The 17,596-nt window shown below is 41.8% G+C and carries 17 protein-coding genes; 11 read left to right on the top strand and 6 right to left on the bottom strand.

Annotated elements, in window-relative coordinates:
• Positions 1–9 precede the first annotated feature (9 nt).
• Together WA256_RS04680 and nqrM are read left to right on the top strand one after the other, a co-directional pair.
• Entirely contained in the window at positions 10–1,041 is a 1,032-nt protein-coding gene (locus tag WA256_RS04680) for an FAD:protein FMN transferase (protein ID WP_335989313.1), read from the top strand.
• A gap of 341 nt (positions 1,042–1,382) precedes the next feature.
• The gene (nqrM, locus tag WA256_RS04675) at positions 1,383–1,595 is read left to right on the top strand and encodes a (Na+)-NQR maturation NqrM (RefSeq protein WP_036966498.1); all 213 of its coding nucleotides are present in this window, start codon (positions 1,383–1,385) and stop codon (positions 1,593–1,595) included.
• A gap of 243 nt (positions 1,596–1,838) precedes the next feature.
• Here nqrM and WA256_RS04670 read toward each other — a convergent pair whose 3' ends face one another.
• Complete coding sequence (locus WA256_RS04670) at positions 1,839–2,495, bottom strand: alpha-L-fucosidase (protein ID WP_442961416.1); 657 nt, start codon at positions 2,493–2,495, stop codon at positions 1,839–1,841.
• A gap of 26 nt (positions 2,496–2,521) precedes the next feature.
• On the bottom strand, positions 2,522–3,142 hold the full coding sequence (locus tag WA256_RS04665; protein WP_335989308.1) for an alpha-L-fucosidase: 621 nt from the start codon (positions 3,140–3,142) through the stop codon (positions 2,522–2,524).
• Positions 3,143–3,388: 246 nt separating this feature from the next.
• On the opposite strand from WA256_RS04665, the gene WA256_RS04660 reads away from it, so the two are divergent.
• Positions 3,389–4,366, top strand: coding sequence for a transposase (locus WA256_RS04660; RefSeq protein ID WP_335989306.1), 978 nt, complete (start codon positions 3,389–3,391; stop codon positions 4,364–4,366).
• Positions 4,367–4,579: 213 nt separating this feature from the next.
• Here WA256_RS04660 and WA256_RS04655 read toward each other — a convergent pair whose 3' ends face one another.
• The gene (locus tag WA256_RS04655; RefSeq protein WP_335989304.1) at positions 4,580–5,935 is read right to left on the bottom strand and encodes a M14 family metallopeptidase; all 1,356 of its coding nucleotides are present in this window, start codon (positions 5,933–5,935) and stop codon (positions 4,580–4,582) included.
• A gap of 415 nt (positions 5,936–6,350) precedes the next feature.
• Here WA256_RS04655 and WA256_RS04650 point away from each other — a divergent pair, with 415 nt between their 5' ends.
• The 6 genes from WA256_RS04650 to cyoE all read left to right on the top strand — a co-directional run bounded on the left by WA256_RS04650 (position 6,351) and on the right by cyoE (position 11,929).
• Positions 6,351–6,770 (top strand): hypothetical protein, encoded by a 420-nt coding sequence (locus WA256_RS04650; protein ID WP_335989302.1) that lies wholly within the window; start codon positions 6,351–6,353, stop codon positions 6,768–6,770.
• Positions 6,771–7,005: 235 nt separating this feature from the next.
• The gene (cyoA, locus tag WA256_RS04645) at positions 7,006–7,920 is read left to right on the top strand and encodes a ubiquinol oxidase subunit II (protein ID WP_199527264.1); all 915 of its coding nucleotides are present in this window, start codon (positions 7,006–7,008) and stop codon (positions 7,918–7,920) included.
• A gap of 2 nt (positions 7,921–7,922) precedes the next feature.
• A complete protein-coding gene (cyoB, locus tag WA256_RS04640; protein WP_054554289.1) occupies positions 7,923–9,911 on the top strand; it encodes a cytochrome o ubiquinol oxidase subunit I in 1,989 nt (662 codons plus the stop codon).
• Entirely contained in the window at positions 9,908–10,543 is a 636-nt protein-coding gene (gene cyoC / locus WA256_RS04635) for a cytochrome o ubiquinol oxidase subunit III (protein WP_054554290.1), read from the top strand. Before cyoB ends, cyoC begins: the two co-directional genes overlap by 4 nt.
• Positions 10,543–10,902, top strand: a complete 360-nt coding sequence (gene cyoD / locus WA256_RS04630) for a cytochrome o ubiquinol oxidase subunit IV (protein ID WP_054562295.1) — start codon at positions 10,543–10,545, stop codon at positions 10,900–10,902. Before cyoC ends, cyoD begins: the two co-directional genes overlap by 1 nt.
• Before the next feature lie 142 nt (positions 10,903–11,044).
• Positions 11,045–11,929, top strand: coding sequence for a heme o synthase (gene cyoE / locus WA256_RS04625; RefSeq protein WP_054554292.1), 885 nt, complete (start codon positions 11,045–11,047; stop codon positions 11,927–11,929).
• Between the two features lie 81 nt (positions 11,930–12,010).
• Here the strand turns inward: cyoE and WA256_RS04620 are convergent, their stop codons facing one another.
• The 3 genes from WA256_RS04620 to ettA all read right to left on the bottom strand — a co-directional run bounded on the left by WA256_RS04620 (position 12,011) and on the right by ettA (position 15,126).
• A complete protein-coding gene (locus WA256_RS04620) occupies positions 12,011–12,919 on the bottom strand; it encodes a histone deacetylase family protein (RefSeq protein ID WP_335989297.1) in 909 nt (302 codons plus the stop codon).
• 53 nt (positions 12,920–12,972) lie between these two features.
• Positions 12,973–13,338 (bottom strand): PilZ domain-containing protein, encoded by a 366-nt coding sequence (locus WA256_RS04615; protein WP_335989295.1) that lies wholly within the window; start codon positions 13,336–13,338, stop codon positions 12,973–12,975.
• 114 nt (positions 13,339–13,452) lie between these two features.
• Entirely contained in the window at positions 13,453–15,126 is a 1,674-nt protein-coding gene (gene ettA, locus WA256_RS04610) for an energy-dependent translational throttle protein EttA (protein ID WP_054562291.1), read from the bottom strand.
• A 462-nt stretch (positions 15,127–15,588) separates the two neighbouring features.
• Between ettA and WA256_RS04605 the strand changes: the two genes are divergently transcribed.
• Both WA256_RS04605 and WA256_RS04600 read left to right on the top strand, forming a co-directional pair.
• On the top strand, positions 15,589–16,536 hold the full coding sequence (locus WA256_RS04605; RefSeq protein WP_062566720.1) for a homoserine O-succinyltransferase: 948 nt from the start codon (positions 15,589–15,591) through the stop codon (positions 16,534–16,536).
• Positions 16,526–17,593: a homocysteine S-methyltransferase family protein gene (locus WA256_RS04600; RefSeq protein WP_130166583.1), complete on the top strand. Its 1,068-nt coding sequence runs from the start codon at positions 16,526–16,528 to the stop codon at positions 17,591–17,593. Before WA256_RS04605 ends, WA256_RS04600 begins: the two co-directional genes overlap by 11 nt.
• Positions 17,594–17,596: the final 3 nt, after the last annotated feature.

The following is a 17,596-nucleotide window of genomic DNA, read 5'->3' as shown; positions in this document are numbered from 1 at the left end:
GTGAATGCTATGAATAGAGTGTTTTATCGCCAAGGCTTGATGGCCTTTTTTCTATTAACTATGACTTTACTCATGGCTGGCTGCAGCCAAGCTGATAAGGCTGAAGAGCTTTATTTTGAAGGTAAGACGATGGGCACCACTTATCATATTAAGGTGTTTGCAGAGTCTTCAAAGGTTGCAGATGTTGATTTACATCCTGAAATTAAGCAAGTACTTAAAGATGTAAACCAATCTATGTCGACTTACATTCCTGATTCAGAAATTAACCAGTTCAACCAGTTACCAGCAGGGCAGGTAATGCCAATAAGCGCTGATTTTAGAAACGTGGTAGCTGAATCAATTCGCCTTGGCGAATCAACAAAAACGTTAGATGTGACTATGGGGCCACTTATTGACTTGTGGGGCTTTGGTCCAGATAAAAAGCCGACTAAACGCCCAAGCGATGAAGACTTGGCTGCAATGGTTGCCAAAATTGGTGTTGATAAGCTTGAACTTACAGATGCTGGTCTGATGAAAACAATTGATGGCTTAGAGCTGTCGTTTTCTGCTACAGCAAAAGGCTATGGTATTGATAAAGTAGCACAAGTGATAGAAAGCCATGGTTTCACTAATTATATGGTTGAGATAGGTGGTGAGCTTCGTGTGTCGGGTATTAAGCCAAACAACATCTCCTGGAAAATTGCAATTGAACAGCCTGATGCTGAGCCTGGCGTGCGTAAAGTGCATAAAGTAATTGAGCCGGGCACTAATGGTATTGCGACATCAGGTGATTACCGAATTTTTTACGAAATGGATGGTGTTACCTATAGCCACTTAATTGACCCTGTAACAGGTATGCCGAGCCGTCATGATTTGGTATCAGTTACTGTTTTACACCCATCAGCGATGACTGCAGATGGCTTAGCGACGGCAATCACAGTGATGGGCATGGAAAAGGCGCAGAAATACGCCGAAGAGCACGATTTGCCGGTGTACTTAATTGGTAAGTCAGGCAATGGCTTAGTAACTTATTCAAGCCCTGCATTTAAACCATATTTGTAGCAGGGCAAGAAGCAGTGCATACCCAAGCCATCTCAAGATGCAGAATTCAGCGCTTCACAGGTGCTTAATATCAAGGCGTTACTTTGCAACAATGGCAGTCCCTTTTAAGAAGTAACAACGATGAGAGTAAGCGCCTGTGAAGCGCCCAAAGGGTTGGTTTAAAAGCGATTTATACTGCGTTATTGATTTTAACAATAGAACCACTATTGCTTGCAATCAATGCCTTGCCTAAATCGCTTTTAATTCCAACTGAAACTCGCACCTTGAGGTGGTTTGGGTATATAATACATGCAGCCTAATTAGTTGGGCTCGATTTAATTGCTGACGATAGGGGCAAAGCAATGTCACTTTTTCTTCTTACATTTGGTCTACTCATTTTAATTGTGGCAGCGATGGCTGTCGGCATGATTGTGCAAAAGAAATCTATGGCCAGTAGTTGTGGTGGCCTAGGCGCTGTTGGTATCGACAAAGCCTGCGACTGCGACGACCCATGTGACAAGCGTAAAAAGCGCATGGCAAAAGAACAAGCCTGGAAAGAGAATCAAATTCTTTAACCACAGAAAAAAGCGCCTAAAGGCGCTTTTTTAATACCTAAATTTTACAAGGACAGTCACTGAATTTTACAAGGACAGTCACTGTTAAATTTTCTGAGGCAGCGACTCTCTTTTTTAAGCCCAGTCAGTGTTAAATATATTTTATGTGGACAGTCATCTTTAATTTTAAAATTAGTTTTTTGACTGCTTTTAGACGTTGATCATTTTAGCTTTAACTTGATAACTTGAACGTACTCTTCATTATCAAACTTCAAACTTCAAACTTTCTAGTGTAATTGCGCTCTCAAGTTGTTTAAAGTTAACTGGTTCTGAGGTTTTTAAATTAGTTGCAGACTTGATAGGGGTTGCAAGTTCTATACTTAATGTATCTGCTTGCCAGTTGAGAATATGAATAAAAATACTCTCATTATTATGAGTGGTCACTCCCCAGTCTTGCGGGGAAATAGGGCCGCCTCGAGTACCGTATATACTTTTACCGAACACCTTCAGCCACTGACCAATCTCAGCAAACGTTTTTAGGTTTTCAGGTTGGATCTTGCCGTTAGGCATAGGCCCAGTATTTAGTAAATAATTAGAGTTTCTTCCTGCGGCACTTACTAAGGTTTGCACGAGCTCTTTAGTCGTCTTGTAATTATCATCAGTTAAACTGAACCCCCAGCTACCGTTCATTGTTTGTGCCATTTCTAAAGGTAATTCACCTAATCGTTCTTGATTAGTAGGCAGCTGTTGTTCAAAGCCCTGATAATCTTCTCCCGGAACAGTAAATCTGTGATGGTTATTTACGATTAAGGTTGCTGGTTGTAATTCATGGATCATTTTATAAGTGCGTTGTAGTTGCCAGTTATCCCAATTGTGGGAGTCTTCTTGATCCCACCAACCATCAAACCAAATACCACCAATTGGCCCATATTGAGTTAAAAGCTCTTTTAGTTGTGCATCTTGAAATTGCAGGTATTTTTCCCAGTCACCACTTTTTCTCGCTTAGTGTAATGGCCTGTTCGGCCCCATGGGTAGTAATCTGGGTGATGCCAATCAAGGTGAGAGTAGTAAAAGAAAAGTTGTAAACCATGTTTATGAGCTGAATTAGCAAGCTCTTTTATAGGGTCTTTTTTATAAGGTGTACTATCGACAATATCAAAGTTAGAAACTTTACTGTCGTACATAGCAAACCCATCATGATGCTTTGAAGTAATAACAATATACTTTGCTCCAGCATCTTTAAACGCCTTAACCCATTGCTCTGCATCGAAGCCTGTTGGATTAAAAAATTCAGCTAAACGCTGATACTTAGGGCCTGAAATTCGTAAGTCTTCCATGATCCACTCGGCTCCATAGGGGCTTCCTACACCACCAAGCTGGCTATACAGCCCCCAATGTAAAAAGATGCCAAACTTATTATCTTGAAAACGTTCTCGAGCTTTTAAGTTTTCAGGGGCGGGTGTGTAGGCTTGCGCTTTCTCTAGGTCAATTGCGACGCCTGTCCCAGCATGCCCTACACTTGAAAATATAAGAAAAGCTATTATCATCAGGCAGTTAAATGTATTCACTTTATACCTCATAAACTAGGTTCTTTACTTAAAAGTAGCAGGAAATCATTGGCCCAAAAATAAAGGCAATTATGCATATTCGAAAATTTTATATATGCAGAAACATAGAAATACGACGTTAAAAGTAAAACTCACTTAAACGGACAGTCACTTTTATCTGTTAACTTAATCTTGCGGCAAAACGGATTTTGTCTACACTTTAGTTACAGCTAATGCATTTCAAATTATCAGTTCAAGGAGTGAACGATGGCTTTAGCAAGGAAGTGGCAAATCTGTTTGTCGAACACCAAGTATTATCATTGTGTATCCCGTTGCGTTAGACGCGCTTACCTTTGTGGAGAAGACGCACTCACTGGTAAATCATATGAACACCGCCGGGGATGGGTCGAAGAGCGGCTGCTCTTTCTTGCAAAGATATTTTGTATTGATGTGTGTGCTTATGCCGTGATGAGCAATCATACGCATCTTGTTATTTATGTTGATGATAAAAAAGCAAACAGGTTATCGGATAAAGCCATTCTATTACGTTGGTTTAAGCTCAGTAAAGCAACGCCTTTAGGTCAAAAATTCCTTCATGGTGAGCCGTTAAGTGACGGCCAACAAGTCTTCTTGAATAGAGAGGTTGCAGAATACAGAGCGCGCCTTTCGAGCATTAGTTGGTTCATGCGAATGCTTAATGAGTATATTGCCAGACGTGCAAATAAAGAAGATGAGTGTACAGGTCACTTTTGGGAAGGGCGTTTCAAAAGCCAAGCGCTCCTTGATGAATCAGCACTTTTAGCATGTATGGCCTATGTTGATTTAAACCCTGTTCGTGCTAAAGCTGCGAGCACGCCGGAGCAATCGGACTATACCAGCTTTAAAAAGCGATTCCAGAGTGCGAAGGAGTCAAAGCAACCTAAATTACTAGCTCGTTTTATTGGTGGCATGAGTAAGTATAAATCAAAGGGTATACCTTTTGAGTTAAAGTCATACTTGTTACTGGTAGAGCAAACTGGGCGTTGTATCAGCGCGGATAAGCCGGGATATATAGGGCATCATTTACCTCCTATTCTTGAAAGGCTAAATTTCGAAGCTGAAAACTGGTTAACACTAACAACTCAATTTGAAAACTTATTTCGTGGAGCTGCAGGTCGAGTGGGGGCTATCGAAAGTTATTGCAGTAAAACTGCTCGTAAGCGACGAAGTAACCTAGCAAGCTGTAAGTTATTACTTGCTAGTTAATCTTAAATTTCTCTCGACTTTTATTTTTTGCAAACTCTTGCAGCTAACTTTTGCTTTTAATTCTCATAAAGCTAAATCTTTTATCTTGGTTTTTATTATTAGATAAAGCTAATAGAGTAGTTTGCCTAAACCGTTATAATTTTAGGTTACAAATTTAAGGTATTTGGAGATCTAACAGGCACTTTTAACAGTGCCTGTCCTTTTAAATCGTGTTCAATCTAAATTAATTAGCTCAGCCCCTAAAACTGCGTACTTATTTTTGCCATTTGCTTGTAAGAAAAAGGCTGCAGGTGCATTAAGTGAAGGTATTGATGTAAATACACTTTTGCATGCGTAAACTGGCCAATTTGTGGCGTTTCCTAGCATATTAATATCGCCAGAAAAGCAACTATACCCTTGTATTAAAAGCTCTTTATATTTATTTTCGGTAAGCGTTAACGGCTCATTTAATACAAAGCTGTTACCTACCTTAAAGTTCAGGCTGCTTGCATCTAAACTGGTGTAACCTTGGCGGATACTGCTTATATCACCCAATTCTTTAATTATGGGTGACTGTCCTTTGTTGTTTATTGCAATATCTATCTGGTAATCACCAAGTTCACTCTTTACTGTTACATCGTCTATTAGTAAGTCTACCCAATTGTCTTTAGCATTAAATGGAATAGCGTGGTACTGGGTCATTTTAGCGCTTTTCCATTCCTGTGAAGTTATTGAATCAATAGCCTTTTTATATAAAACACGGTTAACCTTACGGGCTATTTGGCGATTTGGGTCGTTTGGGTAAGCGCCTGATTCAATTAATATAGTTCGGATACCTTTTTCTGAAAAAGTATCTCCAAAACTGCGATAAGAGTAACTGTCGTTGTACTTGCCTAAGTGCCCCGGGATCATTGTTTCAACTGTTTTGGCTAAGTGGGCAATAAACTGCATAGCCTCACCACGACTTTTATTTACTTCTCTTGCTTCATTATAGGCGGGTGCTAGCACTGAAATGGTGGCTTGTTTTCCCATTTTACCTGCACCGTAATAGGCATTCTGATCATGTAAGTTAAAGCCAAAGTCAGGTTTGAATGCATCTGCCGCAGCCATGAGTATTTGCCCTTCTTTTGTGCGAAGAGCTTTTGCATCACGATTTAAATCAATACCTTGTGCATTATGGCGGGTTTGAACAGCAGCGCCATCCGGGTTCACCATAGGGATAATGAGAAGAGTTATTTTCTGTTGCCAGCTTTCTAGCCATTGTGCGTTTTCATCTGCGGTTATAAAGCTTAAAAAATCCATCAGTGCCGCAGTTGCTGTATTTTCGTCGCCGTGCATTTGGCTCCACATCATCACTTTGATTGGGCCTGTGCCGATTTTAAGAGAGTTAAGTGCCTGTCCTTGGAAAGAAGTGCCGATTTGTTTTAGTGTAACGCTTGGGTGTTTTGCTGCGCTTTTTAAGTGTGGCTCTATATCGGCGTAGTAAATCGCAGGCTTATCTAAGCCAGCTACAGCGGTGTCTTCAATCGTATTTGCAAGTGTACTTGTACTTAATGCTAAAAGGGCTGTGGCGAGTGCATATAGGCGCATAATTATCTCTTTTATTCTTTATTTTAATCCCATAAAGAATATTATATTTTTTATGGTTTGGCTAATCCTTGTTCAGTATTAAAGCTTTGTTTGATACTGACTAAGTATGCTTTAAAACGCTATTTTTATGCTATTTTCTTTTTCTTCATTGCTTTTCGCTATATAAAATACAGTATTACTTTTAATTACTTAGCTTTAATGATTTGGTTTTTTTACAGTTTGTTATCAAATGGCTAAATAATACTTAACCTTGCGCTGTTAAATTCTACTTGTACCGTCTGTTGACTTTGTTATACTCCACATCGAAATTTCAGTAATTACTGAAACTTTATTGATGAAGATCATGTTACCGCATTAAAAAATAGGGTAAGCCATTTACCTAAAATGCAGTAAAAGCGATAAAAAGGCGTGAGTTTTGCGAGCAATTAATCAGTCACAAGGTGTCAAACAGTCTAGCTTAGCTAGGTTGCAATTGGCTGCGCGTGCGTTTTTTGCTGGTAAAGAGCTAATGTCAGTTTTAGCCTTGTTGCTGATTAATTCAGCGATGATAATCAACGGTACATTAGAAGATGCTCAAGGGCTAAGAAGCTTATTAAGCGAAGGTGCTTTATACGAAACACCGTTGCTTAATGTGTTGAGTTTTTTAGCTTACCCTGTGGTGTCTTGCCAATTACTAATTGGTCTATGCTGGTTGGTCTTCCATTTCTTCCCTGCGCGTCGTGCAGGTGTCATTTTACGTAAAGCGGCCTTCGCTGCGCGTGAAACGATAAAGTCTTTAGTAGTACACAGCGCTCATGGCTGTCGTGCTCCTCCTCGTGTAAGTGGTTGTCTGTAAATAAGCTTTGTTGCTTAAGTTCAGCCATTTTAGTCATTTTCTAAGTTGTCTTTACTAAGCACCTAGTGGGTTTTTTACGCCCAAATTTCAGTCAGCCAACCTAAAATCCCTCACTTTTTAGCGTGTCGATTTGTCGTGCTCGTTAATCAGCAGGGGATATCTGTAGCATCTGTTGCAGAAAAGCGTCGTGTACTTATTTCGACAAGTGTTAACTTTTAGGTTGTAGGATATTCCTTTGTCAATTCGAAACCTTTGTAATATTGCTCTAGCGTCTTTAGTGCTGGCTTTGTCTGGCTGTAAAGGCGGGGTACTCGATCCAAAAGGTCAAATTGGTGTCGACGAGAAGTATTTAATTATCGTAGCTACGGTGTTAATGCTGATTGTTGTGATTCCAGTTATTGCCATGACAATTTATTTTGCATGGAAATACCGTGATGGACGAGATCAAGAAATTTACGCTCCAAAGTGGGCGCACTCTACCAAGATTGAAGCTGTAGTTTGGACCATTCCTATCATCATCGTTGCGATTTTAGGTGTGATCACGTGGCAGTCAACGCAACAACTTGACCCATATAAACCACTTGAGGGTAAAGGTAAGCACCTTACTGTTGAGGTTGTTTCTTTGAACTGGAAATGGTTATTCATTTATCCAGAACAAGGCATCGCCACAGTGAATGAGCTTGTTTTTCCTGCCAATGTGCCAGTGCAGTACAAAATCACCTCAGAAAGCACCATGAACTCGTTTTTCATTCCACAGCTTGGTAGCCAAATTTACTCAATGGCCGGTATGGAAACAAAGCTTCACTTAATCGCTGATGAGCCGGGTACTTTTAAAGGCTTTTCTGCTAACTACAGTGGTGCAGGTTTCACTGGTATGAAGTTCGATGCCATTGCAACAGCCACAGAAGCTGATTTCGATGCTTGGGTAAACAAAGTAAAAAATACCGGTTCTGCATTGACTAAGCAAAGCTATGTTGAACTTGCAAAACCAAGTGAATACGACCCAGTTAAATACTATGCCAGCGTAGATAAAGATATGTTCCATTCAATCGTAATGAAATATATGCAAGCGCATGGCTCTCACGGTGCAATGCAACACGCTATGCCAGAGCACTCAGCTCATAAGAAGCACAGCGAGGACGAGGAATAATCATGTCGTTGTTAGGTAAATTAACATTAGACGCAATCCCGTTTCATGAACCAATTATCATGGTTACCATGACGGTTGTTGCTGTCTTAGGTCTGTTAGTGGCAGGCTTAGTAACAAAATATAAAAAGTGGGGCGTGATTTGGCACGACTGGATCACCTCAATTGACCATAAGCGTTTAGGTGTCATGTACATCATTCTCGCGCTTATCATGCTTTTCCGTGGTTTCGCGGATGCCATTATGATGCGACTGCAATTAGCAATGGCTACCGGCGGTGCAAGTGGTTACTTACCACCAGAGCACTATGACCAAATATTTACGGCACACGGGGTGATTATGATCATCTTTATGGCGATGCCGTTTATGATTGGTTTAATGAACATCATTTTACCGTTGCAAATTGGTGCTCGTGATGTTGCATTCCCATTCTTAAATAACCTTAGCTTTTGGTTAACTGCTGGCGGTGCAATCCTAATCAATATCTCATTATTCTTTGGTGAGTTTGCGAAAACGGGTTGGGTGGCATATCCACCGTTGTCAGAGTTGTCATTCAGTCCAGGTGTCGGGGTCGACTATTATATATGGGCCTTGCAGATATCCGGCTTGGGTACCTTATTAACATCGGTAAACTTCTTAGCGACTGTATTTAAAATGCGTGCACCAGGCATGACATTAATGAAAATGCCTATTTTTACTTGGGCATGCACGTGGGCGAATATCTTAATTGCAGCATCGTTCCCAATTTTAACAGCTGTACTGGCAATGCTAACGCTTGACCGTTATCTCGATTTCCACTTCTTCACGAATGAATTAGGTGGTAACGCGATGATGTACATCAACTTATTCTGGGCATGGGGTCACCCTGAGGTTTACATTCTGATCTTACCTGCGTTTGGTATTTTCTCAGAAGTTATCTCAACGTTTGCGGGTAAACGCCTGTTTGGTTATAAGTCGATGGTTTATGCAAGCGGTGCAATTTCGATTTTAGGGTTCATCGTTTGGCTTCACCACTTCTTTACTATGGGCTCAAGCGCTAACGTTAATGCCTTCTTTGGTGTTATGACCATGGTTATTGCGGTACCGACCGGGGTTAAGTTATTTAACTGGTTATTCACTATGTATCGTGGTCGTTTACGAATTACTGTGCCTGTCCTTTGGACTTTAGGTTTCATGGTGACTTTTACTATCGGTGGTATGACCGGCGTGTTACTTGCTATTCCTGGTGCTGACTACGTATTACATAACAGCTTATTCTTAATCGCTCACTTCCATAACACCATCATTGGTGGTGCGGTATTTGGTTATTTAGCTGGTTTTGCGTTTTGGTTCCCTAAAGCAATGGGCTTCAAACTTGACGAGAGCTGGGGCAGACGATCTTTCTGGTGCTGGTTAATTGGTTTCTTCGTGGCATTTATGCCGTTATACGTACTTGGTTTCTTAGGTATGACACGTCGCTTAAACCACACGAACAACCCTGATTGGAACATTTGGTTATACATTGCAGCTGGCGGTGCGGTGATCATTATGTTCGGTATCTTGTTCCAAGTTGTGCAACTTGTAGTGAGCTTCAAAAACCGCGAGCAACTTGATGATACAACGGGCGATCCGTGGAATGGTCATACCCTTGAGTGGGCATCGGCTTCACCTCCGCAGTACTACAACTTTGCGAAAATCCCTCATGTTGATGACATCGATGCGTGGACAGACATGAAAGAAAAAGGCTTAGCTTACAAGCAAGAAGCCTCTTATAGCCCAATTCATATGCCAAAGAATACATCGGCAGGTGTATTAATGAGCGCTGCTTTAACAACCTTCTGTTTTGCCATGATCTGGCACATTTGGTGGCTTGCGGCCTTTGGTTTACTGGGGGCTATCGTGGTGTTCATCAAACGTTGTTACACCAGCGATGTTGATTACTACGTGCAACCAGATGAAATTGTTGAACTAGAAACGGCTCACAATACAGCCGCTACGAAGGAGGTGAATGCATGAGTAGCATTTCTGCAGGACTCGACACCTTAAACGGCGCACACGGTCATGTCGATGCACATGACCATGAGCACCACGATACAGGTGGTAACACCGTATTTGGTTTCTGGCTTTATCTTATGACTGACTGTCTGTTGTTTGCATCATTCTTTGCAACCTACGCAGTATTGTTCATGAACACTGCAGGCGGTGTGTCGGGTAAAGATATTTTTGAACTTGATTTTGTTGCAGTTGAAACTGCAGCTCTACTACTTAGTAGTATCACTTTTGGTTTCGCGATGATTTCTGCTCATGGGCAGAAAAAGGCGGCTACGTTAACTTGGTTGCTGGTTACCTTTGCCTTTGGTGCAGTGTTTATTGGTATGGAAGTTTACGAATTCCATCACCTAATTGCGCACGGTAATGGCCCTCAGCAAAGTGCCTTTTTAACATCGTTCTTCTCTTTGGTGGGCTTACACGGTCTTCACGTAACAGCTGGTCTTATTTGGATGACTGTCCTGATGATTGAAGTTGTGCGCCGTGGTTTAAACCCACAAACAGTGACACGCCTAAGTTGTTTAAGCCTATTTTGGCACTTCTTAGATGTGGTGTGGATCTGTGTATTTACCGTTGTTTATTTAATGGGAGCAATGTAATGAGCCACAGTGAATCACATGTAATTAATAACTTAGAAGTTCATGCACATAACGAACAATCACATGGCAGCGTTAAAGACTATTTAATTGGTTTTCTATTGTCAGTGGTTTTAACGGCTATTCCATTTTGGGCTGTGATGAGTGGTTCGTTTTCTAAAACGACCACTGCATGGTGCATCGTGAGCATGGCGATTGTGCAAATTTGGGTGCATTTGAAATATTTCTTACACCTAAACTTCAAAACTGAAGACGGCAAGGCAAGTTCATTGTCGTTTATCTTTAGTGCTTTAATCATTGTAATGGTGGTTGGTTTGTCGGTGTGGATCATCTACGAATCGAACGCCATGATGATGTACTAATAACAATTACTTTGTAATTGGTAAAAAGATTTACGAAAGGAGCTGGTTAGTCTGAGGTTGTGTCTCCAGTTCTTACAGTCTGTTACTAACTAGTTTCTTTCGTAATATTGCGTTTGTGCTGAAAATTAGAGGAGTCGAGGAAGTGTTTCGACGTTATTTAAATGTCACTAAACCTGGCATTATCATGGGCAATTTGATCTCTGTCGCGGGGGGATTCTTGCTAGCCTCTCGTGGTGATATTGACCCATGGTTAATGATCGCAACCTTACTAGGGTTATCTTTAGTAGTGGCATCAGGATGCGCGATCAATAACGTAATTGATCGTGATATTGATGTTGCTATGGCGCGCACTCGCAAACGCGTCACAGTGACTGGCGAAATGTCAGCAAAGGCGGCTATGGCACATGGCATCGTGCTTGGTGTTATTGGTTTCGGATTATTAGCAGTGTATACCAACGTAGTGGCACTCTTATTTGCTACTTTTGGTTACGTCATCTACGTAGGTGTGTACAGCTTATACATGAAACGTCGTTCTGTGTACGGCACCTTTGTAGGAAGTTTATCTGGTGCAGTACCTCCTGTAGTGGGTTATTGTGCCGTAACTGGGCAGTTTGATGCTGGTGCTGTGATTTTATTGGTTATGTTTAGTCTATGGCAAATGCCTCATTCATATGCAATTGCAATCTTTCGTTATAACGACTACCAAGCGGCCAGAATTCCTGTGTTACCAGTAGCGCAGGGGATCGAGAAGGCAAAGCATCACATTGTTTTATATATCGCCGTGTATGCGTTGGTTGTGATGTTATTAACCATTAGTGGTTATACAGGTTTAGCCTTTATGGCTGTAGCCTGTACAACGAGTTTTTGGTGGTTGCTAATGGCGCTTCGTGGCTATCGTCGCAATATTGACGTCAGCGGCTGGGCGCGCCAAGTGTTTGCTTTTTCAATTGTAAACATCACGGTTTTGAGCATAGCGATGGCTTTAGATTACCATTCGGTAGCTCCACAGCTACTTGTTTTAACTTAGAAAAAAGTTGCTAACATATCCCAATGTTACAGTAGCAAAGGCCCGGTTTTTTCTCCACCGGGCCTTTTTTCTTTGTTATTTTTAAAATCGAGCAGCTTGCTCTACCACAATGCCATGGCGAGCCGCTAAACGGCGATGGTCTTTATCATAACCACCACCAATAACGGTTGCGACAGGTACATTGTGCTCAAGGCAACGCTTGAGGACTAAATGGTCCCGTTGTGCTATCCCTTGCCAGCTTATATCAAGTTTTCCTAAGCCATCTTGCTGCCACACATCTACACCTGCATCATAAAGCACTAAATCTGGGTTTAGGGTGTTTAATAAATAACTCAGCGTATCGTCAACAACGCCTAGGTATTCACTATCAGCGACATTCGGTGCTAAACCTATGTCTAAATCGCTGGCTGACTTTCGAAACGGAAAATTCTTTTCACAGTGAATAGAGCAGGTATAAGCATAGGGCTGATGCGCCAGCATTGCTGCAGTACCATCACCTTGATGAACATCTAAATCAAAAATAAGTATATTGGTCACTTCGCCACTTTTTATCAGGGTTTCGCTGGTGAAAGCGAGGTCGTTTACCATGCAATAGCCTGAGCCAAAATCAGTATGGGCATGATGAGTGCCACCCGCTAAGTGACAAGCGATGCCATGTTTAAGGGCTAAACGTGCTGTTTGTAAGGTGCCCAGAGGCGCGGTAAAGGTACGTGCCATCAGCTCTTTTGACCAAGGTAAGCCAATACGGCGCATCGCTTTTTCATCTAAGCGGTTGTGCCAAAGGTCGTGGATATAGTTTTCGCAGTGCACTAATTCAAGAGGTTCAGGGCTGCCAAGCACTGGTTGAGTTAGGTTGTCATCTATTAATCCAAGGTTTTGCACATGCTCATATAAATAAGCAAACTTACTCATTACAAAGCGATGGTTAGGATCGAAACTAAACGAATAATTAGGATGATACACCAAGGGTAAGTGAGGATTTAACTGCATAGCTCATTGAATAGCTGAATTTGCTACAGCATAACGAATCTACCGACAAATGTTTACTCTGGTGTGTGAATTAAATGAGCTAACTCGCGATGTAATAATGCTTCGTCACCCAGATTGAGCTCAATCAATCGTTTTAAGTGAGTAATACTATCAATATCAATATGTTCGCAGCGAAGGCCTGCATGCTGATGCTCAACATGGCACAGCTCCACTTGCATTTTAATCTCGATAGTTGACTCTGGCAGGGTAAAGATTAAGTCAGCTTTACTATGAATAGGCACTAAAAATGAATCACTTTTAGTAATGAGCGCACCTTGCAAAGATAAATCAAGTAACTGACAGTGATAGTCGTTATCTTCTATATGAAGGACAGCCGGGCAAGAAAATAATACCCGCGAAAACTCTCTGCGTTCATTCATAGCTGTATCTCCCACTTTAGTTACTAATGAGTATAGATCATAATAGAGTGAGTGATAGTAAACCTTAATGCAACAAAAAAGCCCCTAAATAGGGGCTTTTTGAGTATCAGCTAATTAGCCAATTTTTTTGTATTTGATACGCTTAGGTTGTGCTGCTTCTGCGCCTAAGGTTTTCTTCAACCACTCTTCGTATTCTGTGTAGTTACCATCGAAGAAGTTAATTTGGCCTTCGTCACGGTAATCAAGAATATGTGTAGCAATACGGTCAAGGAACCAACGGTCATGCGAGATACACATTACACAGCCAGGGAACTCTAAAATAGCGTTCTCAAGTGCACGTAGTGTTTCAACGTCTAGGTCATTGGTTGGCTCATCCAGTAGTAATACGTTGCCACCTGCTTTTAATAGCTTAGCTAGGTGTAAACGGTTGCGCTCACCACCTGATAGGTCTTTAACGAATTTTTGTTGGTCGTTACCTTTGAAGTTAAAGCGGCCAACATAGGCACGGCTTGGGAATTCAAAGTTACCAATTTTTAATACGTCTTGGCCGTTAGAGATTTCTTGGAAAACAGTGTTGCTTTCGTCCATGTCGCCACGGAACTGATCAACCGTTGCAAGCTCAACTGTGTCACCAACAATGATCTCACCGCTATCAGGCGTTTCTTCACCACTTAGCATTTTGAATAGCGTTGATTTACCCGCACCATTGGCACCGATAATACCTACGATAGCGCCTTTCGGCATTGCAAAGTTTAAGTCATCGATTAATACACGGTCGCCAAAGCTCTTCTTCAGGCCTTTCACTTCGATAACTTGGTCACCTAAGCGTGGACCCGGTGGAATGAATAGTTCATTCGTTTCGTTACGCTTTTGGTAATCGTTTTGCTGAAGCTCAGAAAACTGTGCCATACGTGCTTTAGACTTAGCTTGACGGCCTTTCGGGTTTGAACGAACCCATTCAAGTTCTTGCGCGATTGATTTTTGACGTGCTTTTTCAGATTTCTGTTCTTGTTGTAAACGTAAATCTTTTTGCTCAAGCCAAGATGAGTAGTTACCTTCCCAAGGAATACCTTCACCACGGTCAAGCTCTAAAATCCAACCTGCTACGTTGTCTAAGAAGTAACGGTCGTGGGTTACAGCAACCACGGTACCTTCGTAGTCGTGTAAGAAGCGCTCTAACCAAGCAACTGACTCAGCGTCTAAGTGGTTGGTCGGTTCGTCAAGAATAAGCATATCTGGTTTTTCAAGTAGTAAACGACAGATCGCAACACGGCGACGCTCACCACCCGAAAGGTGTTCAATTTTTGCATCCCAAGGTGGAAGGCGTAATGCATCAGCTGCACGCTCTAACACGTTGTCGATATTGTGACCGTCGTGCGCTTGGATGATAGCTTCTAATTCGCCTTGCTCTTTAGCAAGCGCATCGAAGTCAGCACCGTCCATTGCATACTCGTTGTATACTTCATCAAGGCGGTTTAGTGCATTTTTAACTTCGCTAACTGCTTCTTCTACCGTTTCGCGAACTGTTTTGCTTTCGTCTAGCACAGGCTCTTGCGGTAAGTAACCGATTTTAGTGCCTGGTTGAGGGCGAGCTTCACCTTCAAAGTCTTGGTCAACACCAGCCATAATGCGAAGTAACGTTGATTTACCTGCACCGTTTAGACCTAGCACACCAATTTTTGCGCCTGGGAAAAAGTGTAAAGAAATATCTTTTAAGATAGTGCGCTTAGGTGGCACAACCTTAGAAACTCGACTCATCGAGAATATAAACTTATCTGGTAACACCATGAAAGGAGCCTTCAATTTATAAGAAAAATTAACAGCGTATATTGTATACCCAAACCACCTCAAGGTGCGAGTTTCAGTTGGAATTAAAAGCGATTTAGGCAAGGCATTGATTGCAAACAATAGTGGTTCTATTGTTAAAATCAATAACGCAGTATAAATCGCTTTTAAACCAACCCTTTGGGCGCTTCACAGGCACTTACTCTCATCGTTGTTACTTTTTAAAAGGGACTGCCATTCTTGCAAAGTAACGCCTTGATATTAAGCACCTGTGAAACGCTGAATTCTGCATCTTGAGGAGGCTTGGGTATAGATGCTCTGTCGCGTATACGTCAACGAAACAGGCTTTTATGGGCTTTGCTTTCAAACAAATAAAATTCATTTGGACATCTAAACATCTAGAGGTTGAAATTTCTAACTATCCGTTCATAATTAGCAGTCAGATAAGTATGCTCGGAGCCAGCTATGCCCATTACAGTAAAAGATGAATTGCCTGCCATTGCAAAGTTACGTCAAGAAAACGTGTTTGTAATGCCAAAAAGTCGTGCTAAAACGCAAGAAATCCGCCCAATGCGTTTGGCCATCTTAAACTTAATGCCAAACAAAGTTGAAACCGAAGTGCAGTTTATTCGCTTGTTAGCAAACTCACCGCTGCAAGTTAATGTTGAGCTGTTGCGCTTAGATACCCATCGCACCAGCAGTAACTCTGAACAGCACATGGATACGTTTTATCGTTATTTTTCTGAGGTAAAAGACAATAACTACGATGCCATGATCATAACAGGCGCGCCGCTTGCTCATTTAGAGTATGACGAAGTTGCTTACTGGGACGAACTAAAAGTTATTTTAGATTGGGCAGAGCAGCATGTTACGTCTACGCTGTTTTCGTGTTGGGCGGCCCATGCCGGTCTTTATCATCACTATGGTCTCAAACGTGATCTGAAACCAAACAAACTCAGTGGCGTATTTACTCATAAAAGCTATTTTGACCATGCAGCGCTGACGCGTGGCTTTGATGATACCTTTTTAGTGCCACATTCTCGTTATGGTCATATTGATATCGATAAGATTAATGCCTGCGAAGAGCTGGTAGTATTAGCCGGATCAGAGCGAGTTGGTGCCTACTTAATTAAAAATAAATCAGGTAGCCAAGTGTATATTACTGGCCATCCAGAGTACGATGCTCATACCTTAAAAGGGGAGTATTTACGTGACCAAGAAAAATCAGCGGATGCGCCTAAGCCAGAAAACTACTTCCCTGACGATAACCCAGACAACGAACCGTCGAAAACGTGGCAAAGCCATGCCTTTTTATTGTTTTCGAATTGGTTAAACTATTATGTGTACCAAACTACACCGTATGATATTAACTTAGTTAGCCAAGATGTAAGGACTAACAACTATGCCGAGTAATGCAGTGAATAAACGCGAACAATTAACCGAGGCGCTAAAACAGCGAATTTTAATCCTCGATGGCGCGATGGGCACCATGATCCAAGAATATAAGTTAGAAGAACAGGATTATCGCGGTGAGCGCTTTAAAGACTGGCATGTACTTATTAAAGGCAATAACGATTTATTAAGCCTAACTCAGCCAAAAATCATTGCTGATATTCACCGTGCTTACTTAGAAGCCGGTGCTGATATCATCGAAACGAATACCTTTAATGCCACGACTATTTCGATGGAAGATTACGACATGGCGAGCCTCAGCCGCGAAATCAACCTCGAGTCAGCGAAGCTTGCACGCAGCGTGTGTGATGAACTTGAAGCAAAAGATCCTAGCAAACCGCGTTATGTAGCCGGTGTACTTGGGCCAACGTCAAAGACCTGTTCTATTTCACCAGATGTAAATGACCCAGGTTATCGTAATATCAACTTTGATAAGCTGGTGGCGGCGTATGTTGAGTCAACACAGGCACTGATGGAAGGTGGTGCTGACCTTATTTTAATAGAAACCATCTTTGATACCCTTAATGCAAAAGCGGCTTCGTTTGCTGTGGAAGAAGCATTCGAACAAGCTGGTCGTAGTTTACCTGTGATGATCTCAGGCACCATTACCGATGCCTCAGGCCGTACTTTATCAGGGCAAACCACAGAAGCATTTTATAACTCAATTCGCCATATTAAACCGCTATCAATCGGCCTTAACTGCGCCCTTGGTCCAGACTTACTGCGCCAGTATGTTGAAGAGTTATCGCGCGTTTGTGAAACCTTTACCTCGGTGCATCCAAATGCAGGTTTACCGAACGAGTTTGGCGAATATGATTTAGAAGCTCCTGAAATGGCCCAAGAAATTATTGATTGGGGCAAGTCTGGCTTTATCAATATTGTAGGTGGTTGTTGCGGCACCACACCGGCTCATATTAAGGCGTTTGCGAAAGGCCTTGAGGGTGTTAAACCTCGCCAATTACCTGAGCTTGAAGTGCGTATGCGCTTATCGGGCCTTGAAGCGTGTAACTTAAACTAGGAA

The organism is Pseudoalteromonas sp. CH_XMU1449-3 (genome assembly GCF_037027245.1).
GTDB lineage: Bacteria > Pseudomonadota > Gammaproteobacteria > Enterobacterales > Alteromonadaceae > Pseudoalteromonas > Pseudoalteromonas shioyasakiensis.
This window is presented reverse-complemented; position numbering and strand designations above follow the sequence as displayed.